Genomic DNA, 24,523 nt, shown 5'->3' on the forward strand with positions numbered 1-24,523 from the left:
GTGACGGCCGCCCCGCACGAGGGCGGCCGTCACGCCGGCACCGGCCGCCGTCCGCACGGCGGCCTCCACACCGACCGACCACCAGGGGAGAGCGCGGGGCATCGTGTTCGACTTTCTTGATTCCGGGCAGTACGACCTGCTCGGCGCCTTCTGGGTGACGGCGCAACTCGCCCTCTACTCGGCGATCGGCTCGCTGGTCTGGGGCACCGCCCTGGCCGCCATGCGGGTCAGCCCGGTCCAGCTCATGCGGTCCTTCGGCACCGCGTACGTCAACTTCGTCCGGAACACCCCGCTGACCGTGGTCATCGTGGCCTGCTCGCTCGTCCTCGACCAGACCCTCGGGATCACGCTCGGCGCCGACGACTCCGAGACGATCGGCTTCCGCCTCGCGATCCTCGGACTGGTCGCGTACACCGGCACGTTCGTCTGCGAGGCGCTGCGCTCCGGCATCAACACGGTGCCGCCGGGCCAGGCCGAGGCGGCCCGCGCGCTGGGCCTGAGCTTCTTCCAGGTGCTGACCCTGGTGGTGCTCCCGCAGGCCTTCCGCGCCGCGGTGACCCCGCTCGCCAACGTCCTGATCGCCCTCACCAAGAACACCACCGTGGCGGCGGCCATCAGCGCCGCCGAGGCGGCGCTCCTGATGAAGAAGATGATCGAGAACGAGGCCGACGCGCTCTTCGCGGTCTTCGCGGTCTTCGCCTTCGGCTTCATCGTCCTGACCCTCCCCACCGGCCTCGTCCTGGGCTGGGCGGCCAAGCGACTGGCGGTGAAGCGATGAGCTCCGTCCTGTACGACACCCCCGGCCCGCGCGCCAAACGGCGCAACGTCCTCTACACGGTCGGCTTCCTCGCGGTCCTCGCCGTGCTGGCCTGGTGGGTCCTCTCCGCCCTGGGCGACAAGGGCCAGCTCTCGGCCGACAAGTGGAGCCCGTTCGTCACCGACTCCCGGGTCTGGACGACGTACCTGCTGCCGGGTCTGGTCGAGACCCTCAAGGCCGCCGCGCTCTCCATCCTGATCGCGCTGCCGCTCGGCGCCCTCCTCGGCATCGGCCGGCTCTCGGACCACCGCTGGGTGCGGGTGCCCGTCGGCACGGTCGTGGAGTTCTTCCGCGCCATCCCGGTCCTGCTCCTGATGATGTTCGCGAGCGCCGTGTACGCGCAGTTCACGCCCGTCAGCTCCGACTTCCGCCCGCTGTACGCGGTCGTCACCGGCCTGGTCCTCTACAACGCCTCGGTCATCGCCGAGGTCGTCCGGGCCGGCGTCCTCTCGCTGCCCCGGGGCCAGGGCGACGCGGCCGTCGCGCTCGGCATGCGCAAGGGCCAGACCATGCTGTACGTGCTCCTCCCGCAGGCCGTGACCGTCATGCTCCCGGCCCTGGTCAGCCAGCTCGTCGTGATCGTCAAGGACACCGCGCTCGGCGGCGCCCTGCTCGGCTTCCCCGAGCTGCTCAGCCAGAACCGGCAGATCACGGCCAACTACGGCGCCAACACGATCGCCACCTTCGCAGTCATCGCGTTGATCTTCATCGCCCTCAACTTCGCCCTGACCACCCTGGCCGGTTGGCTGGAGCAGCGGCTGCGGCGGGGCCGGAAGACGGCCGGCGTCACCGAGAGCGCCGTCACGAAGACCGGCGAGACCCCGGCGGAGGCCGTCAGCGGCGCGTGACCCCGCGGGGCTCCGGAACGACGGGGCCGACCACGGGGGCCCGGAACGACCGGGTTGGCCACAGTGCCCGGAACGACAGGGGCGGGCGGGAACGGCACCGACACGAGGTGCCGCTCCCGCCCGCCCCTTCGCGCGTGCCCCCGTCCCACATTCGACGGCACGGATCCGGCGGTACGGAGTCGGCGGCACGGAGTCGGCGGCACGGACCCGGTGCCGCGCCCTGCCGCAGCCGTTCGCTGCACCGCCCCGGGATCGGCGGCACGCCCCCGATCCCGCCGTTCGCGGCACCGACTTCAGGTCGGCCGCACCGCGCCCACCCCGTCGCTTGACGCAAGCACCCCCAGTGGGTTGCATACGGTCTGTGATCAACCACCGGGCCCGTGCCACACTCGACCGTGCTGCCCTCATGACCGTCCGGCCTTCAGGAGCCGCGCCGTGGACCCGGTGATCATCGTGGGCGCGGGACCGGTCGGTCTCGCGCTCTCCCTCGCGCTCGCCGCGCAGGACGTGCCCAGCGTCGTCCTCGACGAGGGCTCCGGCAAGGAGGAGCCACGGCCGGCCCGCAGCGTCGTCCTGCGCGCCGACATGGCGGCGATGGTCGAGCGCCTCGGCTGCACCACCCTCCGTGACGAAGGCGTCCGCTGGGTCGGCTGGCGCGGCATGCGCCGCCGCCAGGTGGTGCGTCACCTGGACCTCGACCTGGGCCTCGGCGGTACGGAGGAGTGGTCCGAGGACCCCGCCGCGCCCGCAGCCCCGGCCGCCCCGCTGCACATCCCCCAGCACGCCCTGGCCCGCGGCCTGCGCGACGCCATCGCCCGGCAGAAGCTGATCGAACTCGTCCCCGAGGCCCGGCTCGACACCGTCGAGCAGGACCGGGACGGGGTCGTCGCCCACACCCGGGGCCCGGCGGGCACCTGGTGGCGCGGCAGCCACCTCGTGGGCTGCGACGGCGCCCGCTCGACGGTGCGCAAGCTGCTCGGGATCCGCTTCCCCGGCCGCACGGCGGTGGAACGGCACGCCGTCGCCGCGCTGCGCACCGAACTCCCCTGGCCCGGCGAGGCCCTGCTGCACCGTCAGCCGCCGTGGCGCGGCGCCGCCGAGGAGATCGGCGCGCGCCCGCTGCCCGACGGCGTGTGGCGGATCGACTGGCTGCTGCCGCCGCGCGGCGACCTGGTCACCCCGGACGCGCTGATCGCCCGCATCCGCGAGACCCTGGCCGGCTGGTGCGACGGGGTGACGCCCCCGTACGAGCTCATCGACACCGGCGTGCACACCGTGCACCACCGGCTCGCCCGGCGCTGGCGGGTCGACCGGGTCCTCCTCGCCGGGGACGCGGCGCACCTGCTCGGCGCGGTCGGCACCCAGGGGCTCGACGAGGGCCTGCGGGACGTGGACAACCTCGCCTGGAAACTCGCCCTCACCTGGCACCACGGCGGTTCGGACCGGCTGCTCGACAGCTACCAGAGCGAGCGGCGGGCGGCCGTGGCCACCCGGCTGCGGGCGGCGGACCAGTCGCTGCCGGTGCTGCGCGGCGGCGGGGGCCTGCGGACGTACCTGCCAGGGGCCGCGCGCGGCCACGACGCGCTCCTGACCGACGGCCACGTGGGGCGCGGCCCGCTGGGCGCGCCCCCCGCGTACCCGCACTCCCCCCTCGCGCCTCCGTACGCCGACGGGCAGATCCCGGTCGGCACCCCGCCGGGCGCTCCCGTCGAGGACGTCCGCGTGACCGCTCCCGACGGCACGACCGTACGACTCCGGGACCGGCTCGGGCAGGGCCGCCTCCTGGTCCTCCTGATCGCGCCCGGCACGGGGGTGTGGGACCGGCGTCACTGGCGGACCGCCGGGGTGATGCCCCGCCTCGAAGAGGCCGTGGACGCCCTGCCGGTGAAGGCCGAGGTCCTCGTGTCGGAGGCCTATCCAGGGGCTCCGGCCCACGCCGTCCTCCTCGTACGGCCCGACGGGCACCTCGTCGCCGCCTTCTCCGGGGTGCGCCCCGAGGAGCTGTACGCGGCGGCGGACGCGGTCCGCGGCGGCCCCCTCACCGACCGGGAACCCGCCGAGGCGTCCGCCGGAACGTCCTGCGAGACGTCCGCGAAGAGTGACCGCACGGCGGACATGCATTGATTCCGCCGGGGACGCGTGGTGTACTCCGGAGCGTGACCGACACCGATGTGCGCCTGTGGCGGAGGGTCCACATGGACCTCCTCCGCTATGCGGGCTGCGTGTGTCGCCCGTCCTGCTGATCTCGCCCCTTTCCCGCGCGCCCCGCCGCACTCCCGCCGCACCCCACCACGTCGTCCGCCGACGCGGGTCCGTGTGCGCCGTGTGCCGTGTGCCGTCGCGCGCCCTTCGCGAACCCCAGGACGGTCACCCGTGTCCCAGCACGCCACCCCACTTCCGCCCACCACCACCGCCCCGACCGCTCAGGCCGCTCCGATCTCTTCGGCCTCTTCCGCCTCTCCGTCCGCTCCGACGGCGACCGAGCTGCTCGACTTCGTCCGGCGCACGGCCGCCGACCGGGAGCTGATCGCCTCCCTCCCGCTCGACCCCGAGGGCCGCACCTGGGTACGGCTCGACGGCCCCGGCGGCAGCGAGGCCTGGCTCATCGGCTGGCCGCCCGGCACCGGCACCGGCTGGCACGACCACGCCGAGTCGCAGGGCGCCTTCGCGACCGCGCGCGGGACGCTGACCGAGAACGCGCTCGCGGTCCGGCTGCCGGCGAGCGGCTGGAAGACCCTGGAACTGGCCGACGGGGTGGACCGCTCCCGCCGTCTGGGAGAGGGCGCGGGCCGGGCCTTCGGCCGCCACCACGTGCACGAGGTGCTCAACGAGTCCCCGGACACCCACGCGGTGTCGGTGCACGCCTACCATCCGCCGCTCCCGTTGATCCGGCGCTTCAGCCGGACGGGCGCGGTGCTCCGCCTGGAGCAGGTCGAGCGCCCGGAGGACTGGCAGTGAGCGAGGAGCGACGGGAACGGGTGGAGAGGGAGACGCGGATGGGCATCGACGAACTCCTGGAGCAGGTCAGGTCGGGCCTCGACCGGATCGAGCCCCGGGCCGCCTACGAGGCGTACGAGGCGGGTGACGCGCTCCTGGTGGACACGCGCTACGCGGCCCTGCGGGAACGGGACGGGCTGGTCCCGGGCGCGCTGATCGTGGAGCGCAACGAACTGGAATGGCGGCTGGACCCCCTGGGCAGCCACCGCGCGGCGGAGGCCGACAGCCACGACCTGCGGGTGGTGGTCCTCTGCAACGAGGGCTACGCCTCCTCGCTCGCGGCCGAGTCCCTGCGCCGCCTGGGCCTGCATCGGGCGACCGACCTCATCGGCGGCTTCCAGGCCTGGAAGGCCGCCGGCCTCCCGGTCCTCCTCCCCGCGACCCGGGACTGACACGGCCGGCCAGGCCCCCCCCCCGCCTGCCGAACCGGACAGATCCTTCTGCCCCCCGTGACAGAAGACGTTCCCGTGCCGGAAGGATCAGAAGGACTCGTCCAGCCCGTCCGTGTCCTCGCCCTCCGCCTCCAGCGCCTGGCGGACGACGCGGAGGGCCATGCCCTCGGGGTATCCCTTGCGGGCGAGCATGCCGGCGAGCCGCCGCAGCCGCCGGTCGCGCTCCAGGCCGCGGGTGGCACGCAGCTTGCGGGCCACGAGTTCGCGCGCCGTGGCCTCCTCCCGCTCGGAGTCGAGCTGCTCCACCGCCTCCTGGATGAGGGCGGGCTCGACGCCCTTGGTGCGCAGCTCCCGGGCGAGGGCACGGCGGGCGAGGCCCCGGCCGTGGTGGCGGGACTCCACCCAGGCCCCCGCGAAGGCGGCGTCGTCGATGAGCCCGACGTCCTCGAAGCGGGAGAGGACCTCCTCCGCCACCTCGTCAGGGATCTCCCGCTTGCGCAGCGCGTCGGCCAGTTGCTTGCGCGTGCGGGGGGTCCCGGTGAGCAGGCGCAGGCAGATCGCGCGCGCCCGCTCAGCCGGATCCTGGGGTGACGGCTCCTTCTCGGCCCTCGACGAGTCGGGGCCGTCACCCGGCCATTCGGTACGACCGGTCACCGGTTCAGCTCTTGACCGCGGTGGCCTTGGTCGCCTTCGCGGTCTTGGCCGCGGCTGCCGGGACGCTCTTGGCGTCGTCCGCACCGGTCGCGCCGGCCGCGTCCGTGGCCGCCGCGTCCGCGCTCGGCTCGGCCGACAGGGCCTCGGGACGGACGCCGACGCCCAGCTTCTCCTTGATCTTCTTCTCGATCTCGTCGGCGAGGTCGGGGTTGTCCTTCAGGAAGTTGCGGGCGTTCTCCTTGCCCTGGCCGAGCTGGTCGCCCTCGTAGGTGTACCAGGCACCCGCCTTGCGGACGAAGCCGTGCTCCACGCCCATGTCGATCAGACCGCCCTCGCGGCTGATGCCCTGGCCGTAGAGGATGTCGAACTCCGCCTGCTTGAAGGGGGGCGCGACCTTGTTCTTGACGACCTTGACGCGGGTGCGGTTGCCGACCGCGTCCGTGCCGTCCTTGAGGGTCTCGATGCGGCGGATGTCGAGGCGCACCGAGGCGTAGAACTTGAGGGCGCGGCCACCGGTCGTGGTCTCCGGCGAGCCGAACATCACGCCGATCTTCTCGCGGAGCTGGTTGATGAAGATCGCGGTGGTCTTGGACTGGTTGAGCGCGCTGGTGATCTTCCGGAGGGCCTGGCTCATCAGGCGGGCCTGGAGACCCACGTGCGAGTCGCCCATCTCGCCCTCGATCTCCGCGCGCGGGACGAGCGCGGCGACGGAGTCGATGACGATCAGGTCGAGGGCGCCGGAGCGGACCAGCATGTCGACGATCTCGAGGGCCTGCTCGCCGTTGTCCGGCTGGGACAGGATGAGGTTGTCGATGTCGACGCCGAGCTTCTTGGCGTACTCGGGGTCGAGGGCGTGCTCGGCGTCGACGAAGGCGACCTGGCCGCCGGCCTTCTGCGCGTTGGCGACGGCGTGCAGGGTCAGGGTCGTCTTGCCGGAGGACTCCGGTCCGTAGATCTCCACGACACGGCCGCGCGGCAGGCCGCCGACGCCGAGGGCGACGTCCAGGGCGGTCGAGCCGGTGGAGATCACCTCGATCGGCTCCTGGGTGCGGTCGCCCATGCGCATCACGGCGCCCTTGCCGAATTGGCGTTCAATCTGTGCGAGCGCGGCGTCGAGCGCCTTCTCGCGGTCGGTTCCTGCCATGGGTTCCACCCGGTTTGCTTGAGTCGATCGCTTCATGTGAAAGACGCTAACCCCTGCCACTGACAATGGGCCCCGGCGTCCCGCCCGCCCTGTGGAAAACCCCGCGGCAACCCCGCGATTCCCAGGGCCGGACCTCCATGAGAATGGATGTTCGATTTCAGTGTCAAGCGTGCCACGCGGTCCCGGACCACCGTGTCGAGAGGCCCTCGCGGCGGCCGTCCCGAGCCCTCCAGGAGGCAGAGAAGTGAGTTTCCGCTTGGCGGCGTACGCCGTGTGCGTCGAGGAGGGGCGGGTGCTGCTCGCCCGCCACGTGTCGCCGGAGGGCACGTCCACCTGGACGCTCCCGGGCGGCGGGGTGGAGCACGGGGAGGACCCGTACGACGCGGTGGTCCGGGAGGTCGCCGAGGAGACGGGCCGCGACGCGGTGGTCGAGCGCCTGCTGGGCGTGGACTCTCGGACGATCCCCGCCGCCAAGGCCCGGGCCGGCGTCGAGCACCAGAACGTGGGGGTCTTCTACCGGGTCCGCCTCACCGCCGGCCGCCTCCGCCCCGAGCCGAACGGCGAGACCGCGGAATCGGTCTGGACACCGCTCCCGGACGTCTCCGCCCTGCGCCGGTCGTCACTGGTCGACGTCGGCCTGTCCCTGGCCCGGAGCCTGCCGCCGACCGGCCACACCGCCCCGGTCCCGGTCGGCGGCCTGGTCCGGCACTGAGGACACCGGCCGGCCGCCCCGATACGGTCGCCGTGCGGCGTCCAGGCTGCCGGAGCGGCGGTACGGCTCCGTCATCCCCCGCCCACCGGTAGCAGCTCCGGGCGCTTGGCCCCGCGGCCGTCACCGGACGACCGGCCGCGCAGCCGTCGGCCCAGCCAGGGCCCCAGGAAGGAGCCGGCCCAGCGCAGCTCGGCGCGGAGGCCCGCGGGCAGGGGGACGTCCGGTGGCGGCAGCGGGTGGGTCCAGGAGTCGTCGGCGCCGGGCAGATCGAGGGCCTGGGCGACGGCGGCGGCGATGCGCGCGTGGCCCAGCGGTCCGGCGTGCAGCCGGTCGGGGCTCCACAGCCGGGGGTCGGTGACGACCGGGTGGTGGCCGGTCTCGACGACGATGACGCCGTGCCGGCGCGAGGCCTCGCGGACGCGCGCGTTGAGGGCCCGGACGCGCGGGGCGAGCGGCCGGGCCAGCGGGGTGATGCGGCCGACGTCCGGGAAGGTGAGGGTCGCCACGCGCGCGCCCTGTCCGGTGAGCGCCGCGAACATCTCCTCCAGGTGCCCGGCCGTCTCGTCCGCGTCGAAACCGGGCCGCAGCAGGTCGTTGAAGCCGGCGACGACCGTGGCGAGGTCCGGCCGGAGCGCGAGGGCGGGGGCGAGCTGTTCGGCGCGCACCTGCCCGGCGAGGCGGCCCCGCACGGCCAGGTTGGCGTAGAGCGCGCCCGGACGGTCGTGGGCGAGCAGCTCGGCGAGCCGGTCCGCCCAGCCGCGCAGGCCGCCGGTGTCGTCGCCGTCGCCGACGCCCTCCGTCTGACTGTCCCCCAGCGCGACGTACCGCAGAACCGTGCTGTCCGCCATCGGACCCCCGCCTTGCCTCACGACCGACCGACCGACCGAGTGACCGACCGGATGACCGACCGGATGACCGGCGAGCGAGCAGCCCCATGAGCCGCGCTCGTCACCCACCCACCACCATACTCACTTTCTCCACTAGCCAACTAAGTGAGTATCAATGAATCCCTCCCTCGCCCTGTTTTCCAGTGCGGAACGCGCCTCCGGTACGGCTCACTCCCCCGACGCGGACTCTCCCTCCGGCGCCGACTCCTTCTTGTGGTGCAGGGCCTTCTGCAGCCGGGCGACCACCGCCTCGCCGTACCTGCGGTACCCGTGGACGCGCGGGTCGTCCGTCACGTCGTACCGCTTCACGTAGGCCCCGAGGAAGGCCTGCAGGGTGGCGACGGCGGGGATCGCGATCAGCGCGCCGACGGCCCCGAGCAGCGCCGTCCCCGCGATGACCGAACCGAAGGCCACCGCCGGATGGATGTCCACGGTCTTCGAGGTCAGCTTCGGCTGGAGGACGTAGTTCTCGAACTGCTGGTAGACCACGACGAAGCCGAGCACCCACACCGCGTACCAGGGGTTGACGGTGAAGGCGATCAGCATCGGCAGGGCGCCGGCCAGATAGGTGCCGATGGTCGGGATGAACTGCGAGACCAGACCGACCCAGACGGCGAGCGCCGGGGCGTACGGCACCCCCAGGATCTCGAAGAGCACGAAGTGCGCGATGCCCGAGATGAGGGCCATCAGGCCGCGCGAATACAGATAGCCGCCGGTCTTGTCGACCGCGATCTCCCACGCCCGCAGCACCTCGGCCTGCCGGGCGGGCGGCAGCACGGAGCAGAGCGCGCGCCGCAACCGGGGCCCGTCGGCCGCGAAGTAGAACGAGAACAGGAAGATCGTGAGGAGCCGGAACAGACCGCCGAGGACGGTGGCGGAGACGTCGAGGACGCCGGACGCGCTGTTCTGCACGTACCTCTGCAGCCAGTCGGACTTGAGCAGGCTGTCCTGGACCTCGACCCGCGACAGGTCCGTGTGGAAGCTGTCGTTGATCCATTTGATCAGCGAGTCGAGGTACTTGGGGAAGTTCTCGACCATGTCGACGATCTGCCCGGCGAGCATCGACCCCAGGAGGACGACGAAGCCGACGCCGAAGACGAGGACGGCGAGGAAGACGAGGAAGGTGGCGAGGCCCCGGCGCATACCGCGCGCCGCCATGCGCCCGACCGCCGGTTCGATGGCGAGGGCGAGGAAGAAGGCGAGGAGGATGTTGACGAGGAGGCCGACGAGCTGGTGGAAGGCCCAGTTGCCCAGCAGGAAGCAGGAGTAGAGCGCGAGGGCCAGGACGAGGGCGCGGGGCAGCCAGCGCGGCATCCGCGCGACGCCCGCCGGGGACCCGGTCTCCGGGGCGGGAGGCGTGTCCACGGCGGCACCTCCCCCGGCGCCGGTGGCGGTGTCAGAGGCCGGAGCCGGGGACGCGGAAGCCGTCACGTCGGTCGAACCGGTCCTGCCGGTCCTGCCGGGGGCGCCGGTGATCTCGCCGGGGCCGTCGGTCTCGTCGGAGCCGTGGGCCTCGTCGGCACCACGACTTTCGTGGATCTCGTCGGTGCCGGGGGTCTTGTCGGTGTCGTCGCTGTCGTCAGTCGGGGCCACCCCGCCAGTCTCGCGCACCGCGCGGACATTCCTCCCGGCCCCCGCCCGTCCCCGTACGACGGTCCGTCCACCGGTCCGTCCACCAGACCGGTGGACGGACCGGTCAGCGCTTGTCGGCGGGCACGTCGACGGCGGCGCAGACGGCGCGCCACACGTCCTTCGCCTCCCAGCCGGCGTCCAGCGCCTCCCGTACGGTCCGGCCCCCGAGTTCCGCCATCACATGGTCGCTCGCGAAGGACTCGGCGTACGACGCACCGAAGTGTTCGGCCATCCGTTCCCAGAAAATCGTCAACCGCATGCCCCCAGTATCCCGCTCCCAAGAGTGCAGCCCGCCCCGCGGGCCTTGTCACCGCGGCTTTCCGCCCTACGGTCGGAGCATGGCCGAAGAACCCCTCCCCTCCGCGTCCTCGACCCCCCTGGCCCGCGCCGAGCGTTTCATCTGGCTGACGGCCCGCGTCCTCGAACAGCGCCGGTTCGCCTACCACTTCCAGCGCGGTGGCGCGGATCAGGTCGAGACGGCGCTCACGGCGTACCTCAACGAGGACGGCGGTTACGGTCACGCGCTCGAACCGGACCTGCGCGGACCGGTCAGCCAGCCGCTGCACACCGCGCACGCGCTGCGGGTCCTGGACTCCATCGGCCGCTGCGGCGGACCGCGGATCGAGCGGATCTGCCGCTACCTCACGGCGGTGTCCACGCACGACGGGGCCCTCCCGGCGATCCACCCCTCCCAACGCGACTACCCCTCGGCGCCGTTCGTCCCGGTCGTCGACTCCCCGCCGGGCGCGCTGCTCTCGACCGGTCCGGTGGTCGGGCTGCTCCACCGCAACCAGGTGTGGCACGCGTGGCTGTTCCGGGCCACCGAGTTCTGCTGGTCGGCCGTGGAGACCCTGGAGAAGTCCCACCCCTACGAGGTCCAGGCGGCCGTCGCCTTCCTCGACGGGGCCCCGGACCGCCCCCGCGCGGAGGCGGCCGCCGACCGCCTCGGCCGGCTCGTCCGGGAGCAGGGGCTCGCCGTCCTCGACCCGGACCGGTCGGAGGACCGGCCGGTGGCGGACGGGTACGCGCCCGGTGAGCACCACTTCCCGCACGACTACGCGCGCGTGCCGGACTCGCTGGCCGCGCGCTGGTTCACGGAGGAGGAGATGGCCCGCTCGCTCGACCGGCTCGCCGCCGACCAGGAGGAGGACGGCGGCTGGCCGATCCGCCGGCGCGCCTGGGCCCCCGGCTCGGCCCTGGAGTGGCGCCCGATCGTCACCGTCGAGGCCCTGCGCACCCTCCGCGCGCACGGCCGCCCCGTCGGCTGAGAAGACCGGATGTACGGGCCTGGTGTACGGGGCGGTCTCACCAGCCCAGGGCCCGCACCCCCGCCGTGACGGCGACGGCGGCGCCCACGACGACCAGGAACGGCGCCCGCAGGACGAGCGCGACGGCGGCCGCGGCGAGCCCGGCGGCCCGGGCGTCCAGGACGAGGTCGGCGCCTGTGCTGAACGTCTGCTGCGCGGTGAGCGCGGCGAGCAGGGCGACGGGGAGCAGCGCCGCGAGCCGCTGGACGAGCGGGCGTTCCAGCGCTCCGGCGGGGACGAGCAGGCCGACCAGCTTGACCAGGTAGCACCCGGCGACGGTGAGGGCGATCGCGATCCAGACGTTCATCGGGAGTCCTTCTCTCGTCGGGCCGTGGGGCGGGGCGTACGTGCGGTGCGCCGGCCCTTCGCCCAGAGCACCACGGGTGCGGCGAGGGCGGCCGCGAGGACCGGCACCCCGGCGGGGAGCACGGGAAGCAGGCCGAGGCCGAGCAGGACCGCGAGGCCCGCGGTGGCCCGCTCGGTCGCGGACGTGAGCATGGGGGCGAGCAGGGCCAGGAAGACGGCGGGCCCGGCCGCGTCGAGTCCCCAGGCGGCGGTGTCCCCGATCGCCTCGGCGCCGAGCGCCCCGAGGAGCGTGGTGACGTTCCACAGGACGTACAGCGTGAGCCCGGTGACGGTGAAGCCGATGCGCGCGGCCCGGCGGGACGGCTGGGCGAGCGCGACCGCCGTGGTCTCGTCGATCACCCAGTGCGCGGCGAGGGGCCTGACGGCCTTCGGCAGGGCGAGGAGCTGGGAGAGCCGCAGCCCGTAGAAGGCGTTGCGGGTGCCCAGGAAGAACGCTCCGGCGGCGGCCGTGAAGGGGTTGCCGCCCGCGGCGAGCGCGCCGACGAGGGCGAACTGCGAGGCGCCGGTGAAGACGAGCAGGCTGAGGACGCAGGTCTGGAGGAGGCTGAGCCCGGAGCCCGCCGAGGTCACGCCGAAGGCGAAGCCGGAGAGCCCGACGGCGACGCCGACGCCGAGGGCGTCGCGGACGACGGCGGCGTCGGGCTTGGCCGGGGCGTCGTCGCGTATCACGGGGGGTGCTGTCTGTTCTGCCACACCGGGGACGCTACGGCTGCCGGGTACCCCGGGTCTTGTACGTTCTTGCACCAGGTCGGACGGGTCGGCAGGGCCCGGCGGGCGACCGGATCAGCCAGACCCGTCGCATCAGCCGGATCTACCGGATCCGGCGGGCCTCGCGGGTTTTCCCCCGCCACGCGCGCGCTGATAAGCCCCCGGCGGCACTCCCACGCTGCGGGTGAAGTGCCGGTTGAGGTGCGACTGGTCGGTGAAGCCGACGACGGCGGCCGCCTCCGCCGGGGGAACGCCGGTGTCGAGCAGTTGCCGGGCCCGGCGCACGCGCGCGTCGGTGAGCCAGGTGTGCGGCGGCATCCCGTACGCCTCGCGGAAGGCCCGCAGCAGGGCGAAGGGGCTGGTGTCCAGCTCGGCGGCGAGGCGCTCCAGGGTCGGCGGCCCGGCCATCCGGCCCTCCAGGACCTCACGCGCGCGTGCCGCGTTCCGGGCGCCCGCCGAGCGCGGCGGGAGCGGGGTGATCGGACCGCCGTGGCTGCGCAGCAGCCGGGCCGTGACGAGCCGGAGCAGGCTGTCGGCGGCGAGCGCGTTGCCCTCCTCGGCGGCCCGGTGGACGCCGACGACGAGCCGTGCGGCGTACGGGTCGTCGACGACGGGCGCGGTGAAGCCGACCGAGCCGCGCAGGGCGAGGGTGTCGGCGGCGATCGACCGGACGATCTCCGCGTCGGGGTAGATCGTCCGGTAGGTCCAGCCCTCGGGGACCCCGGCGTGCCCGGTGTGCGGGGTGTCGGGGTTGACCAGGGCGATCTGTCCGGGCCCGGCGTGGACCAGCTCGTCGTGGTGGTGGAAGGCCTCGACGCCCTCGGTGATCGCGGCGAAGACGAAGGTCTCGTGGGTGTGGCGGGAGAAGGCCTTGCGGATGTAGCGGGCGTGCAGCAGGTCGACCCCGGGCAGCTCGGGGTACTGCCAGTACCGTGCCCGTTCCCCGCTCGCCATGCCTCCATTCTGCGCCAGGGCCGAACGCCGGGGCTGAACGGGACCACTGCTCCGGTCCGCACCGGGGCCGCCGGCCCGTACGGAAGGCCGCCGCCCCGGGCCCCGGCCCGTACGGAAGGCCGCCGCCCCGGGCCCCGGCCCGTACGGAAGGCCGCCGCTCCGGGCCCCGGCCCGCACCCTCCCGGACACACCCACTCGGAAGAGGGACGGGCGCCGCGCTGCGCGGGCGGTTTTCCACAGGTCCCGGCGGTTGTCAGTGCCCGGGTGCACGATGGGGGGCATGGTCAGGTCCGCGCTCGACTCGTTCTCCCCCGCGACCCGTGGTTGGTTCACCGGGGCCTTCACCGCGCCCACGGCGGCGCAGGAGGGCGCCTGGACCGCCATCGGGGCGGGCTCCGACGTGCTGGTCGTCGCCCCGACCGGTTCGGGCAAGACGCTGGCGGCCTTCCTCGCCTCCCTGGACCGACTGGCGTCCGTGCCCCCGCCGGCGGAGGCCCGCAAGCGCTGCCGCGTGCTGTACGTGTCCCCGCTGAAGGCCCTCGCGGTGGACGTCGAGCGGAACCTGCGCTCCCCGCTGACCGGCATCCGCCAGGAATCGGTGCGGCTCGGGCTGCCCGAGCCGGACATCCGGGTCGGGATCCGCTCCGGCGACACCCCGGCCGCCGAGCGCCGCACGCTCGCGACCAAGCCGCCGGACATCCTGATCACCACCCCCGAGTCGCTGTTCCTGATGCTGACCTCCGCCGCCCGCGAGGCCCTCGCGGGCGTGGAGACGGTCATCCTGGACGAGGTCCACGCGGTCGCGGGCACGAAGCGGGGCGCGCACCTGGCGCTCTCCCTGGAGCGGCTCGACGAGCTGCTCCCCCGGCCCGCTCGCCGGATCGGCCTGTCGGCCACGGTCCGGCCGGTGGACGAGGTGGCCCGCTACCTGTCGCCGGGGCGTGCCGTGGAGATCGTGCAGCCGCCGTCGGGCAAGGAGTTCGACCTCTCCGTCGTCGTCCCCGTCGAGGACATGGGCGAGCTGGGCGGCTCCCCGGCCTCGGAGGGCAAGGAGGGCGGCGACAGGCCGTCGATCTGGCCGCACGTCGAGGAGCGGATCGCCGACCTCGTGCAGTCCCACCGCTCCACGATCGTCTTCGCCAACTCCCGCCGTCTGGCCGAGCGCCTGTGCAACCGGCTCAACGAGATCGCGTACGAGCGGGCGACCGGCGAGCCCCTGCCCGAGGGGGCTCCCCCGGCCGAGGTCATGGCCCAGTCGGGGGCGGCGCAGGGCGCCCCGCCGCTGCTCGCCCGGGCCCACCACGGTTCGGTGTCGAAGGAGCAGCGCGCCCAGGTCGAGGAGGACCTGAAGGCGGGCCGGCTGCCCGCCGTGGTGGCCACCTCCAGCCTGGAGCTGGGCATCGACATGGGCGCGGTGGACCTGGTCGTGCAGGTCGAGTCGCCGCCCTCGGTGGCCTCCGGGCTCCAGCGGGTGGGCCGCGCCGGCCACCAGGTCGGCGCGGTCTCCACGGGCGTGGTATTCCCCAAGTACCGGGGGGACCTGGTGCAGGCGGCCGTGGTCACCGAGCGGATGCGTTCGGGGGCCATCGAGTCCCTGCGGATCCCCGCCAATCCGCTGGACGTGCTCGCGCAGCAGCTGGTCGCGATGGTCGCGCTCGACACCTGGCAGGTGGACGACCTGCTCGCGATGGTGCGCAGGGCGGCACCGTTCGCCTCGCTGCCCGAGTCGGCGTTCACCGGCGTCCTCGACATGCTGGCGGGGCGGTATCCCTCGGACGCCTTCGCCGAGCTGCGCCCGCGCGTGGTCTGGGACCGGGTGACCGGGACGGTCACGGGCCGGCCGGGCGCACAGCGGCTCGCCGTCACCTCGGGCGGCACGATCCCCGACCGGGGCCTGTTCGGCGTGTTCCTGGCGGGCTCCGACCCCAAGAAGGGCGGGGGCCGGGTCGGGGAGCTCGACGAGGAGATGGTCTACGAGTCGCGCGTGGGCGACGTGTTCACGCTCGGCACCACCTCGTGGCGGATCGAGGACATCACCCGGGACCGGGTCCTGGTCACCCCCGCGCCCGGCGCGCCGGGCCGGCTGCCGTTCTGGAAGGGCGACCAGCTGGGCCGCCCGCTCGAACTGGGGCGGGCGGTGGGCGCGTTCCTCCGCGAGATCGGCGCCCTCGGGGACGAGGACGCGCGGCTGCGGCTGCTCGCCGCCGGGCTCGACGCGTGGGCCGCCGAGAACGTCCTGGCGTACCTCAAGGAGCAGCGCGAGGCCTGCGGGCACGTGCCGGACGACCGGACGATCCTGGTCGAGCGCTTCCGGGACGAGCTCGGGGACTGGCGGGTCGTCATCCACTCCCCGTTCGGGGCGCAGGTGCACGCCCCGTGGGCGCTGGCGCTCGGCGCCCGGCTCGCCGAGCGGTACGGCATGGACGCGCAGGTGATGCACGCGGACGACGGCATCGTGCTGCGCCTGCCGGACGCCGACCTGATGGGCCTGGACATGGGCCTGGACCTCCTCGACCACGAACCGGTCGACCCGGGCCGTCACATGGACGCCGTGTACGACGCGGACAAGGCGCCCGTCGGCGCGGCCGACGCCCTCTTCGACAAGGGCGAGATCGGTCAGGTCGTCACCGACCAGGTGGGCGGCTCCGCGCTGTTCGCCTCCCGCTTCCGCGAGTGCGCCGCCCGCGCCCTGCTGCTGCCGAAGCGGAACCCGGGCAAGCGCACCCCGCTGTGGCAGCAGCGGCAGCGCGCGTCCCAGCTCCTCCAGGTGGCGAGCGAGTTCGGCTCGTTCCCGATCGTCCTGGAGGCCGTCCGCGAGTGCCTCCAGGACGTCTTCGACCTGCCCGGTCTGACGGAGCTGATGGGTGACATCGAGGCCCGCCGGGTCCGCCTCGTCGAGGTCACCACCCCCGAGCCGTCCCCCTTCGCCCGCTCGCTGCTCTTCGGCTACGTGGCGCAGTTCCTGTACGAGGGGGACTCGCCGCTCGCGGAGCGGCGGGCCGCCGCGCTCTCCCTGGACTCCCGGCTGCTCGCGGAGCTGCTCGGCCAGGCGGAGCTGCGCGAGCTGCTCGACGCGGACGTCCTGACGGAGCTGGAGCGGGAGCTCCAGTGGCTGACGGAGGACCGGCGGATCAAGGACGTGGAGGGCGTCGCCGACCTGCTGCGGGTCCTGGGCCCGCTCACCGACGCCGAGCTGGCCGAGCGGGGCGCCGAGGCGGACTGGGCGGGCGAGCTGGAGGCGGCACGGCGCGCGATCCGGGTGCGGATCGGGGGCCGGGAGCACTGGGCGGCGATCGAGGACGCGGGCCGTCTCCGGGACGCCCTGGGCACGGCCCTGCCGGTCGGCGTCCCCGAGGCCTTCACCGAGCCGGTCAAGGACCCGCTGGGCGACCTCCTCGCCCGGTACGCCCGCACGCACGGCCCGTTCACCTCCTCCCGGGCGGGCGAGCGCTTCGGCCTGGGCACGGCCGTCACCGACGGCGCCCTCCAGCGGCTCGCCGCGTCCGGCCGGGTCGTCCAGGGCGAGTTCCACCCGTCCGGCATCGGCCAGGAGTGGTGCGACGCCACCGTCCTGCGCCGGCTGCGCCGACGCTCCCTCGCCGCCCTGCGGCACGAGCTGGAGCCGGTGCCCCCGGCGGCCCTCGCCTCCTTCCTGCCGCAGTGGCAGCACCTGGGGAGCCACGGTCTGCGCGGCATCGACGGTCTGGCCCGGGCGGTCGAGCAGCTCCAGGGCGCCCCCGTCCCGGCCTCGGCCCTGGAGAAGCTGGTCCTGCCCTCCCGGGTCCGGGACTACTCCCCGGCGATGCTGGACGAGCTGACGACCACCGGTGAGGTGGTGTGGGCGGGCGCGGGCTCGCTGCCCGGCAAGGACGGCTGGGTCTCCCTGTACCTCGCGGACGCGGCCCCGCTGCTCCTCGCTCCGCCGCACCCGCTGGAGCTGTCCGCGCTGCACGAGTCGGTGCTCACCGTCCTCTCCGGCGGGTACGGCCTGTTCTTCCGTCAGATCGCCGACCAGATCCGGGCGACCACCCACCCGGACGCCACCGATCCCCAGCTCGCCGACGCGCTCTGGGACCTGGCCTGGTCGGGCCGGCTCACCAACGACACCCTCGCCCCGCTGCGCGCGCTGCTCGGCTCGGGCCGCACGGCCGGCTCCACCGCGCACCGCGCGCGCCGCACGGTCCCCCGCGGCCGGTACGGCACCCTGACCGCGTCCGCCCGGCCGGTGTTCCGCACGGGTCCGCCCACGGTCTCCGGCCGCTGGTCGCTGCTGCCCCCGCTCGAACCGGAGCCGACGCACCGGGCGCATGCCCTGGCCCGCACCCTCCTGGACCGGCACGGCGTGGTCACCCGGGGCGCGGTGGCCGCCGAGGGCGTGGAGGGCGGCTTCTCGGCCGTGTACCGGATCCTGGCCGCCTTCGAGGACAGCGGCCAGGCCCGCAGGGGCTACGTCGTGGAGGGGCTCGGCGCGGCCCAGTTCGCGATGGACGGCGCGGTGGACCGGCTGCGGGCCGCGGCGACCGCGCGCGACCGGGGGGTCGAGGCGGCGGCCGGTCCCCGCGCCCTGGTCCTCGCGGCGGCCGACCCGGCGAACGCGTACGGGGCCGCCCTGTCCTGGCCCGAGCCGCCGACCGGCGCCGGGCACAAGCCGGGACGCAAGGCGGGCGCGATGGTCGTCCTGGTCGACGGCGAGCTGACGCTCTACATGGAGCGCGGCGGCAAGACGCTCCTGTCCTGGCCGACCGATCCGGACGATCCCGCCCTGACGGCGGCGGCCGAGGCCCTGGCGGCGTCCGCGCGCGCGGGCTCCCTGGGCACGGTCACGGTGGAGCGGCTCAACGGCGTGGCGGCCCTGACCTCCCCACTGGCCCGCCCCCTGGAGGCGGCGGGCTTCCTGGCCACCCCCAGAGGCCTGCGCCTGCGCGCCTAGCCGACGCGCACCCGGGAAGAAGCTCGAAGAAAGGCCCGGAAGGAGCCCAAAAGGGCCCGCACCCGAAAGCCCGTGGCCCGAAAGACCGCGACCCGAGGAGGACCGTGCCCGAAGGAGACACCGTCTGGCAGGTGGCCCGCCGCCTGCACGCCGCGCTCGCGGGGCGGGTGATCACCCGTTCGGACCTCCGGGTGCCCCGGTTCGCCACCGCCGATCTCACCGGCCGCACGCTCCTCGACGTGACTCCGCGCGGCAAGCACCTGCTCGCCCGGATCGAGGGCGGGCTCACCCTCCACTCCCATCTGCGGATGGACGGCGCCTGGCGGGTGTACGCCACCGGGGAGCGGCCCCGCGGCGGCCCCGACCACCAGATCCGGGCCGTCCTGGGGAACGCGGAGTCCACCGCGTACGGCTACCGGCTCCCGGTCCTGGAGCTCGTCCGCACCGACGAGGAGTCCCGGATCGTGGGCCACCTCGGTCCGGACCTGCTCGGCCCGGACTGGGATCCGGAGGAGGCCGTGCGCAGGCTGGCGTCCGACCCGGCGAGGACGCTCGGCGAGGCCCTCCTCGACCAGCGCAACCTGGCCGGCATCGGCAACATCTACAAGTCGGAGCTGGCGTTCCTGGCCGCCGTCACCCCCTGGGTCCCCGTGGGCGAGCTGGAGCCGGACGTCCCCGCCCGTCTGGTGGCGACCGCGCACCGCCTGCTCGACCTCAACAAGGACCACCCGGACCAGCGGATCACCACCGTCCGCCGCCCCGGCACCCCGCTCCACGTCTACGGCCGCGCGGGCCGCCCCTGTCTGCGCTGCGGCGCCCGGATCCACAAGGCGGAGCTCGGGGACCGGGTCACGTACTGGTGCCCGGAATGCCAGCGGGGCCCGCACCGGCAGGAAGCCGATACGAGCCCGTCGGTCTGACCGTCCGTCCGCCGCAGCCCCACAACTGCGGCGGCCTCACGTCTTCGTCACACCCCTCGCGCCACATACGTCCCACACGCCGAATACGTCCCACATGACGAGCACGTCCCTCACGCCGAGCCGGAGCCCGCGCCCCACCTCCGGCGCCACGGCGTCCTGCCGATGCGCCGGACCAGTGCGCCCGGCTGCCCCGACGAGGCGGCCACGTGCACGGGCAGCAGGCTCAGTCCCCAGCCGCCCGCGACCATCACTCCCTCGACCGGTCCGGCCTCGCCCGGTACGAGCAGCAGGCGCAGCACCGCCCACCACCAGAGTCCCCCGGCCACCAGTCCGACCGCGATCAGCGCGGGCGTCACCGGCGGAAACCGTCGCCGTACCATGGCCGCCTCCTGCGGTCGACGTTAGACCGGCAGGATCACCCTGTGGGAGGGCGCACCGGGGCCCGCCCCGGCGCGCACCGTACGTATCAGCACGCCCCGGTCCTCCTCAGACGCTCTCCGCCTGGAACATCCACGCGTGCTTCTCCAGCTCGCCCGTCAGGGTGATGAGGATGTCCTGGGTGACCGGGTCGGGGTCACCGGTCGCGTCGATCCGCTCCCGCATCCGGCTGGTGACGGCACCGAGGGCGGTGACGAGGATCTGCACCGCCTCCTCGTCCTTGATCCAGCCTTCCGGCACCGTTCCGATCGCGCTCGACGACGCCACGGTCGACGCTCGCCCGTCCGGGTTGACGCCCAGGGCGGACGCACGCTCGGCCACGGTGTCCGAGTGCGTCCGGGCGGTGGTGACCACCTCGTCCAGCTGCAGGTGGACGGAGCGGAAGCGCGGTCCGACGACGTTCCAGTGCACCTGCTTGGCCACCAGGGAGAGGTCGACCAGGTCGACGAGGGCCCCCTGGAGCGCGTCGCCGACGGTCTTGAGGTCGGTCTCGGACAGCGTGCTCTTCACGACAGACATGCGGAATCTCCAACCAGTCGAACGTTCCCCCACCATGGCACGCCTCACCGGCACCCGGCATCTCAAACAAACCCGCCCAAAGAAAACCCGGAAAAGGGCGAAGCCCCGGCCGGTGCCCCTCACAGGACACGGAACCGGGGCTTCACCCTCGTTTCGGTTCAGGCGGCGACGACGTCGACCGCCTCCGCGGGCGCCTTGATGGTCACCCGCTCGGTGGACACACCCGCCACCGACGTCACCGACACCGAATTGAGCATCGGACGAACCGGCGTCGGCACCTGTTCGCTCGCTGCCGCCGACTCGGCCAGTTCGGCCAGCGACAGCTCGTCGCTCACTTCGCGCATGAGCTCGGACATCCGTACGTCCAACGCGTCGCAGATCGCGGAGAGCAGCTCGGAGGAAGCCTCCTTCTGCCCCCGCTCCACCTCGGAGAGATAGCCGAGCGAGACTCGGGCGGACGAGGAGACTTCGCGCAGAGTACGGCCCTGGCGCTGGCGCTGCCGACGCAGCACGTCACCCAGCAGGCGACGGAGCAGAATCATCGGTGGCTCCCTCCTCGGACCGCGTAGCCGCATCCTTCACGCCCCACCGTACCGCCTCGCGCCGCGGCCGTGCGGGGAGCGATGTCGTGTTCACTCAGGGCTGCAAACATCAATTCCCCCCGTTCTGTTCCGTATCCTGTGCCCGGCCATTTCCCGAGAGTTCCTCGCGGAGCAGTGCGAGCACGATCCGTACGCTCTCCCTACGGATTTCCCCACGATCGCCGTTCAACCTCAACGGGACCACTTTCCCCACCGGGACCCCCGTCCGGGCCGTCTCCCCGCCCGGCCCCGCGACCGCCACGTAGACGGTTCCGACGGGCTGCCCGTCCTGCGGGTCGGGGCCCGCGACCCCGGTCGTCGCGATGCCCCAGTCGGCGCCGAGCCGGGCCCGTACACCGGCCGCCATCTGCGACGCGACCTCGGGATCCACCGCGCCGCGCTCCGCGAGCAGGTCCCCGTCGACGCCGAGGAGCTCGTGCTTGAGGGCGGTGGCGTAGGCGGTGACGGACCCCCGGAAGGCCGCCGAGGCGCCGGGGACGCCGGTGAGCTCGGCGGCCACCAGGCCGCCCGTGAGCGACTCCGCGACGGCCAGTGTCTGGCCGCGCTCGGCGAGCAGCGCGAGCACCCGGGCGGCCCCTGTCACCGTGCCGCCGCCTCCGACCGCTCGGCGGCGGCCCGCTCGGCGGCGAGGCCCCGGCGCCGCAGCACGACGGCCTGCCGCACGTAGTCGAGACCGGTGAGGACCGTCAGCACGACGGCCACCGCCATCACCCAGAAGCGGAGGGTGGCCAGCGGTCCGGTGAGCACGAGCACGTACATGCCCACGGCCGTGCCCTGGGCCAGGGTCTTCATCTTGCCGCCCCGGCTGGCGGGGATGACCCCGTGCCGGATGACCCAGAACCGCATCAGGGTGATCCCCAGCTCCCGGGCCAGGATGACCGCGGTCACCCACCAGGGGAGGTCCCCGAGGGCGGACAGGGAGATCAGGCCGGCCGCCATGATCGCCTTGTCCGCGATCGGGTCGGCGATCTTCCCGAAGTCGGTGACCAGGTTGTACGTACGGGCGAGGTGCCCGTCGAAGACGTCCGTGATCATGGCCACCGCGAACGCCGCCCAGGCCCAGGCCCGCCACGCGGGATCGTGCCCGCCGTCCTGGAGCAGCAGCACCACGAAGCCCGGCACGAGCACCAGCCGGATCATGGTGAGGATGTTCGCGATGTTCCACAGGCTGGCCTGGTTGACGGCCGCCGCGCCCAGCTTGCCGCGGGGCGTCGGCCTACCGGTCCCGCCCGTCGCGGATGCCGGGACTCCGGTCATCTGCCCGCCTCCTCGAAAAGACACTCGGCCACCAGGTCGACGCCCTCCGTCCCGACGACCTTCGCCCTGACCATACGGCCCGGGGCCAGATCGGGGTCCGTGCCGTCGGCCGTGACGAGGACCACCTGTCCGTCGGTCTCGGGGGCCTGGTGGGCGGCGCGGCCGATCCAGCCGTCCTCCTCGTCCAGGGACTCGACGAGTACCTCCAGGGTCTCTCCGATCCGCTCCTCCGCGCGCTGCGCGGTGAGCTCCTCGGCGAGCCGGGAGAGGTGGGCGAGCCGCTTGTCGACCACGTCCTGGTCGAGCTTGTGCTCGTACGTGGCGGCCTCGGTGCCGTCCTCGTCGGAGTAGCCGAAGACGCCGATGGCGTCGAGGCGCGCGTGGGTGATGAAGCGTTCCAGCTCGGCGAAGTCCGCCTCGGTCTCGCCGGGGAAGCCGACGATGAAGTTGGAGCGGGCACCGGCCGTGGGGGCCTTGGAGCGGATGGTCTCCAGGAGCTCCAGGAAGCGGTCGGTGTCGCCGAAGCGGCGCATGGACCGCAGCACGTCGGGGGCGCTGTGCTGGAAGGAGAGGTCGAAGTACGGCACGACCTTCTCGGTGGAGGTGAGGACGTCGATCAGGCCGGGGCGCATCTCGGCGGGCTGGAGGTAGCTGACGCGGACGCGCTCGATGCCGTCCACGGCCGCCAGCTCGGGCAGCAGGCCCTCCAGGAGCCGGATGTCGCCGAGGTCCTTGCCGTAGGAGGTGTTGTTCTCGGAGACCAGCATGATCTCCTTCACGCCCTGCTCGGCGAGCCAGCGCGTCTCGTTCAGCACGTCCGAGGGACGGCGCGAGACGAAGGAGCCGCGGAAGGAGGGGATGGCGCAGAAGGTGCAGCGGCGGTCGCAGCCGGAGGCCAGCTTCACGGAGGCGACGGGGCTGGTGTCCAGGCGCCGGCGGAGCGGCGCGCGCGGCCCGGAGGCGGGCGCGAGGCCCTCGGGCAGGTCGGCCGGGGCGCCGGTGGGCGCCTCGGCGCCGTCGCCGTGCCCGGGCAGGGCCACGGCGGCCGCGGCCTCCTGGCGCTCCACGGGCGAGAGCGGCAGCAGCTTGCGCCGGTCGCGCGGGGTGTGGGCCTCGACGCTGCCACCGCTGAGGATGGTCTGGAGGCGGTTGGAGATGTCGGCGTAGTCGTCGAAGCCGAGGACGCCGTCGGCCTCCGGGAGGGCCTCGGCAAGCTCCTTGCCGTACCGCTCGGCCATGCAGCCGACGGCGACGACGGCCTGGGTCCGGCCGTGGTCCTTCAGGTCATTGGCTTCGAGCAGGGCGTCGACGGAGTCCTTCTTGGCGGCCTCGACGAATCCGCAGGTGTTGACGACGGCGACGTCCGCTTGCTCGGCGTTCTCGACGAGCTCCCAGCCGTCCGCTGCCAAGCGGCCTGCGAGCTCCTCCGAGTCCACCTCGTTACGGGCGCAGCCAAGAGTGACAAGGGCGACGGTACGGCGTTCGGGCATGGGCTCAAGACTACTTCGTCCCGGCCGTTCCCCCGTCGCGCAGGGTTCACCTGCGCGACGGAGGTCACATCACGGCGACCGGACCGGCTCAGCCGGCCTGGGGGTCGCCCTTGGTGTACGTGAGCCGCTCGACCTGGCCGGATTCGAACTTGTCGGCGACCTTCTTGCCGTTGACGTAGAGCTCGATGGCGCCGGCGTTGCCGAGGACCAGGTCGACGCGCTCGTCGTCCTGGAAGGTCTTGGACTGGCCCTCCATGAGCAGTCCGTCGAAGAGGATCTTGCCGTCGTGGGCCTTGGCCGAGATCCAGCTCTTGCCGTCGGTGGCGGAGAGCTTGATCGTGACCTTGTCCTGCGGGACCGCGGCGATCGCGCTCTCGGTGGGCTTGGGCGCGACGGGCTTGACCGGCTTGGGCTTGGCGGCGGAGGTCGCCTTCTCGGGGGCGGGCGCCGGGCCGCCGTCGGCCGCGGTGGTCCCCTTCGGGGTCTCCTCGCCGTTGAACATCGTGAAGCCGACGAACCCGACGACGGCGACGATGGCCGCGACCATCGCGGCGGTCCAGTTGGGCCGGCGCGGCTCGGGGCGGATGCGTTCCGCCTCGAACAGCGGAGCGGCGGGGGTGGGTGCGGGACGGCCGCCGTGCTCGGCGTCGAACTGTTCGACCAGCGGAGCCGGGTCGAGGCCGACGACGCGCGCGAGGGTACGGATGTGGCCGCGGGCGTAGACGTCGCCGCCACAGCGCGAGAAGTCGTCCTCCTCGATCGCGTGCACGATCGGGGTCCGGACACGGGTGGAGGCACTGACCTCTTCGACGGTGAGACCGGCGGCGATGCGGGCCTGCCGGAGAGCGCGACCGATCGAGTCCCGGTCGTCTGCCGGGAAGGTCCGGTCGTCTTCGGGGGAGTTGCCGATGGACACGAGAGCGCCTTTCGAGCGTGTAGCCACCTGCTG

Annotated in this window: 25 protein-coding genes; 10 read left to right on the plus strand and 15 right to left on the minus strand. The window is 73.7% G+C overall.

Translation table 11 applies throughout. The annotated features are described in order from the left end of the window. Window positions 1-103: 103 nt before the first annotated feature. The 6 genes from ACIP5O_RS23990 (at window position 104) to ACIP5O_RS24015 (ending at window position 5,054) form a co-directional block, all read left to right on the plus strand. Window positions 104-778, plus strand: coding sequence for an amino acid ABC transporter permease (locus ACIP5O_RS23990; RefSeq protein WP_401296512.1), 675 nt, complete (start codon window positions 104-106; stop codon window positions 776-778). After that, window positions 775-1,665: an amino acid ABC transporter permease gene (locus tag ACIP5O_RS23995; RefSeq protein WP_401296514.1), complete on the plus strand. Its 891-nt coding sequence runs from the start codon at window positions 775-777 to the stop codon at window positions 1,663-1,665. The genes ACIP5O_RS23990 and ACIP5O_RS23995 overlap by 4 nt, the downstream gene beginning before the upstream one ends. 435 nt (window positions 1,666-2,100) lie before the next feature. Next, a complete protein-coding gene (locus tag ACIP5O_RS24000; RefSeq protein ID WP_401296515.1) occupies window positions 2,101-3,789 on the plus strand; it encodes an FAD-dependent monooxygenase in 1,689 nt (562 codons plus the stop codon). A 47-nt stretch (window positions 3,790-3,836) separates the two neighbouring features. Continuing rightward, window positions 3,837-3,908: a putative leader peptide gene (locus tag ACIP5O_RS24005; RefSeq protein ID WP_310851512.1), complete on the plus strand. Its 72-nt coding sequence runs from the start codon at window positions 3,837-3,839 to the stop codon at window positions 3,906-3,908. 193 nt (window positions 3,909-4,101) lie between these two features. Further along, entirely contained in the window at window positions 4,102-4,623 is a 522-nt protein-coding gene (locus ACIP5O_RS24010; protein WP_401296561.1) for a cysteine dioxygenase, read from the plus strand. Window positions 4,624-4,661: 38 nt separating this feature from the next. Further along, window positions 4,662-5,054 carry a rhodanese-like domain-containing protein gene (locus ACIP5O_RS24015; RefSeq protein ID WP_401296563.1) on the plus strand — a complete coding sequence of 131 codons (393 nt, stop codon included), beginning with the start codon at window positions 4,662-4,664 and terminating at the stop codon, window positions 5,052-5,054. 87 nt (window positions 5,055-5,141) lie between these two features. Here ACIP5O_RS24015 and recX read toward each other — a convergent pair whose 3' ends face one another. Both recX and recA read right to left on the minus strand, forming a co-directional pair. Then, window positions 5,142-5,708 (minus strand): recombination regulator RecX, encoded by a 567-nt coding sequence (recX, locus tag ACIP5O_RS24020; RefSeq protein ID WP_365547182.1) that lies wholly within the window; start codon window positions 5,706-5,708, stop codon window positions 5,142-5,144. A 4-nt stretch (window positions 5,709-5,712) separates the two neighbouring features. Beyond that, window positions 5,713-6,852, minus strand: a complete 1,140-nt coding sequence (recA, locus tag ACIP5O_RS24025) for a recombinase RecA (RefSeq protein WP_401296517.1) — start codon at window positions 6,850-6,852, stop codon at window positions 5,713-5,715. A gap of 244 nt (window positions 6,853-7,096) precedes the next feature. On the opposite strand from recA, the gene ACIP5O_RS24030 reads away from it, so the two are divergent. Beyond that, the gene (locus ACIP5O_RS24030; RefSeq protein ID WP_401296519.1) at window positions 7,097-7,564 is read left to right on the plus strand and encodes an NUDIX hydrolase; all 468 of its coding nucleotides are present in this window, start codon (window positions 7,097-7,099) and stop codon (window positions 7,562-7,564) included. A gap of 71 nt (window positions 7,565-7,635) precedes the next feature. On the opposite strand, the gene ACIP5O_RS24035 is transcribed toward ACIP5O_RS24030, so the two are convergent. The 3 genes from ACIP5O_RS24035 to ACIP5O_RS24045 all read right to left on the minus strand — a co-directional run bounded on the left by ACIP5O_RS24035 (window position 7,636) and on the right by ACIP5O_RS24045 (window position 10,342). Then, entirely contained in the window at window positions 7,636-8,412 is a 777-nt protein-coding gene (locus tag ACIP5O_RS24035) for an SGNH/GDSL hydrolase family protein (protein ID WP_401296521.1), read from the minus strand. A gap of 207 nt (window positions 8,413-8,619) precedes the next feature. Continuing rightward, window positions 8,620-9,765, minus strand: coding sequence for an AI-2E family transporter (locus ACIP5O_RS24040; RefSeq protein WP_401296565.1), 1,146 nt, complete (start codon window positions 9,763-9,765; stop codon window positions 8,620-8,622). A 382-nt stretch (window positions 9,766-10,147) separates the two neighbouring features. After that, window positions 10,148-10,342, minus strand: coding sequence for a DUF3046 domain-containing protein (locus tag ACIP5O_RS24045; RefSeq protein WP_125658947.1), 195 nt, complete (start codon window positions 10,340-10,342; stop codon window positions 10,148-10,150). 79 nt (window positions 10,343-10,421) lie between these two features. Here ACIP5O_RS24045 and ACIP5O_RS24050 point away from each other — a divergent pair, with 79 nt between their 5' ends. Next, the gene (locus ACIP5O_RS24050; RefSeq protein WP_401296523.1) at window positions 10,422-11,351 is read left to right on the plus strand and encodes a hypothetical protein; all 930 of its coding nucleotides are present in this window, start codon (window positions 10,422-10,424) and stop codon (window positions 11,349-11,351) included. A gap of 37 nt (window positions 11,352-11,388) precedes the next feature. Here ACIP5O_RS24050 and ACIP5O_RS24055 read toward each other — a convergent pair whose 3' ends face one another. The 3 genes from ACIP5O_RS24055 to ACIP5O_RS24065 all read right to left on the minus strand — a co-directional run bounded on the left by ACIP5O_RS24055 (window position 11,389) and on the right by ACIP5O_RS24065 (window position 13,418). Then, window positions 11,389-11,697 (minus strand): AzlD domain-containing protein, encoded by a 309-nt coding sequence (locus ACIP5O_RS24055; protein ID WP_356547241.1) that lies wholly within the window; start codon window positions 11,695-11,697, stop codon window positions 11,389-11,391. Beyond that, the gene (locus ACIP5O_RS24060; protein ID WP_401296525.1) at window positions 11,694-12,449 is read right to left on the minus strand and encodes an AzlC family ABC transporter permease; all 756 of its coding nucleotides are present in this window, start codon (window positions 12,447-12,449) and stop codon (window positions 11,694-11,696) included. The genes ACIP5O_RS24055 and ACIP5O_RS24060 overlap by 4 nt, the downstream gene beginning before the upstream one ends. Window positions 12,450-12,557: 108 nt before the next feature. Continuing rightward, the gene (locus ACIP5O_RS24065) at window positions 12,558-13,418 is read right to left on the minus strand and encodes an AraC family transcriptional regulator (RefSeq protein ID WP_401296527.1); all 861 of its coding nucleotides are present in this window, start codon (window positions 13,416-13,418) and stop codon (window positions 12,558-12,560) included. A gap of 280 nt (window positions 13,419-13,698) precedes the next feature. Here ACIP5O_RS24065 and ACIP5O_RS24070 point away from each other — a divergent pair, with 280 nt between their 5' ends. Together ACIP5O_RS24070 and ACIP5O_RS24075 are read left to right on the plus strand one after the other, a co-directional pair. After that, on the plus strand, window positions 13,699-18,348 hold the full coding sequence (locus ACIP5O_RS24070) for a DEAD/DEAH box helicase (protein ID WP_401296529.1): 4,650 nt from the start codon (window positions 13,699-13,701) through the stop codon (window positions 18,346-18,348). 104 nt (window positions 18,349-18,452) lie between these two features. Continuing rightward, complete coding sequence (locus tag ACIP5O_RS24075; protein WP_401296531.1) at window positions 18,453-19,268, plus strand: DNA-formamidopyrimidine glycosylase family protein; 816 nt, start codon at window positions 18,453-18,455, stop codon at window positions 19,266-19,268. 110 nt (window positions 19,269-19,378) lie between these two features. On the opposite strand, the gene ACIP5O_RS24080 is transcribed toward ACIP5O_RS24075, so the two are convergent. The 7 genes from ACIP5O_RS24080 to ACIP5O_RS24110 all read right to left on the minus strand — a co-directional run bounded on the left by ACIP5O_RS24080 (window position 19,379) and on the right by ACIP5O_RS24110 (window position 24,490). Further along, entirely contained in the window at window positions 19,379-19,648 is a 270-nt protein-coding gene (locus ACIP5O_RS24080) for a hypothetical protein (RefSeq protein WP_401296533.1), read from the minus strand. 106 nt (window positions 19,649-19,754) lie between these two features. Beyond that, on the minus strand, window positions 19,755-20,225 hold the full coding sequence (locus ACIP5O_RS24085) for a Dps family protein (RefSeq protein ID WP_401296534.1): 471 nt from the start codon (window positions 20,223-20,225) through the stop codon (window positions 19,755-19,757). A gap of 158 nt (window positions 20,226-20,383) precedes the next feature. Beyond that, window positions 20,384-20,767, minus strand: a complete 384-nt coding sequence (locus ACIP5O_RS24090; RefSeq protein ID WP_401296535.1) for a helix-turn-helix domain-containing protein — start codon at window positions 20,765-20,767, stop codon at window positions 20,384-20,386. A gap of 109 nt (window positions 20,768-20,876) precedes the next feature. Next, entirely contained in the window at window positions 20,877-21,410 is a 534-nt protein-coding gene (locus tag ACIP5O_RS24095; RefSeq protein ID WP_401296537.1) for a CinA family protein, read from the minus strand. Then, window positions 21,407-22,084 (minus strand): CDP-diacylglycerol--glycerol-3-phosphate 3-phosphatidyltransferase, encoded by a 678-nt coding sequence (pgsA, locus tag ACIP5O_RS24100; RefSeq protein ID WP_401296539.1) that lies wholly within the window; start codon window positions 22,082-22,084, stop codon window positions 21,407-21,409. The genes ACIP5O_RS24095 and pgsA overlap by 4 nt, the downstream gene beginning before the upstream one ends. Continuing rightward, window positions 22,081-23,574: a 30S ribosomal protein S12 methylthiotransferase RimO gene (rimO, locus tag ACIP5O_RS24105; protein WP_401296541.1), complete on the minus strand. Its 1,494-nt coding sequence runs from the start codon at window positions 23,572-23,574 to the stop codon at window positions 22,081-22,083. Before rimO ends, pgsA begins: the two co-directional genes overlap by 4 nt. 88 nt (window positions 23,575-23,662) lie before the next feature. Further along, entirely contained in the window at window positions 23,663-24,490 is an 828-nt protein-coding gene (locus ACIP5O_RS24110) for a helix-turn-helix domain-containing protein (protein ID WP_401296542.1), read from the minus strand. Window positions 24,491-24,523 lie beyond the last annotated feature (33 nt).

The organism is Streptomyces sp. NPDC088915 (genome assembly GCF_044749825.1).
Taxonomy (GTDB): Bacteria; Actinomycetota; Actinomycetes; order Streptomycetales; family Streptomycetaceae; genus Streptomyces.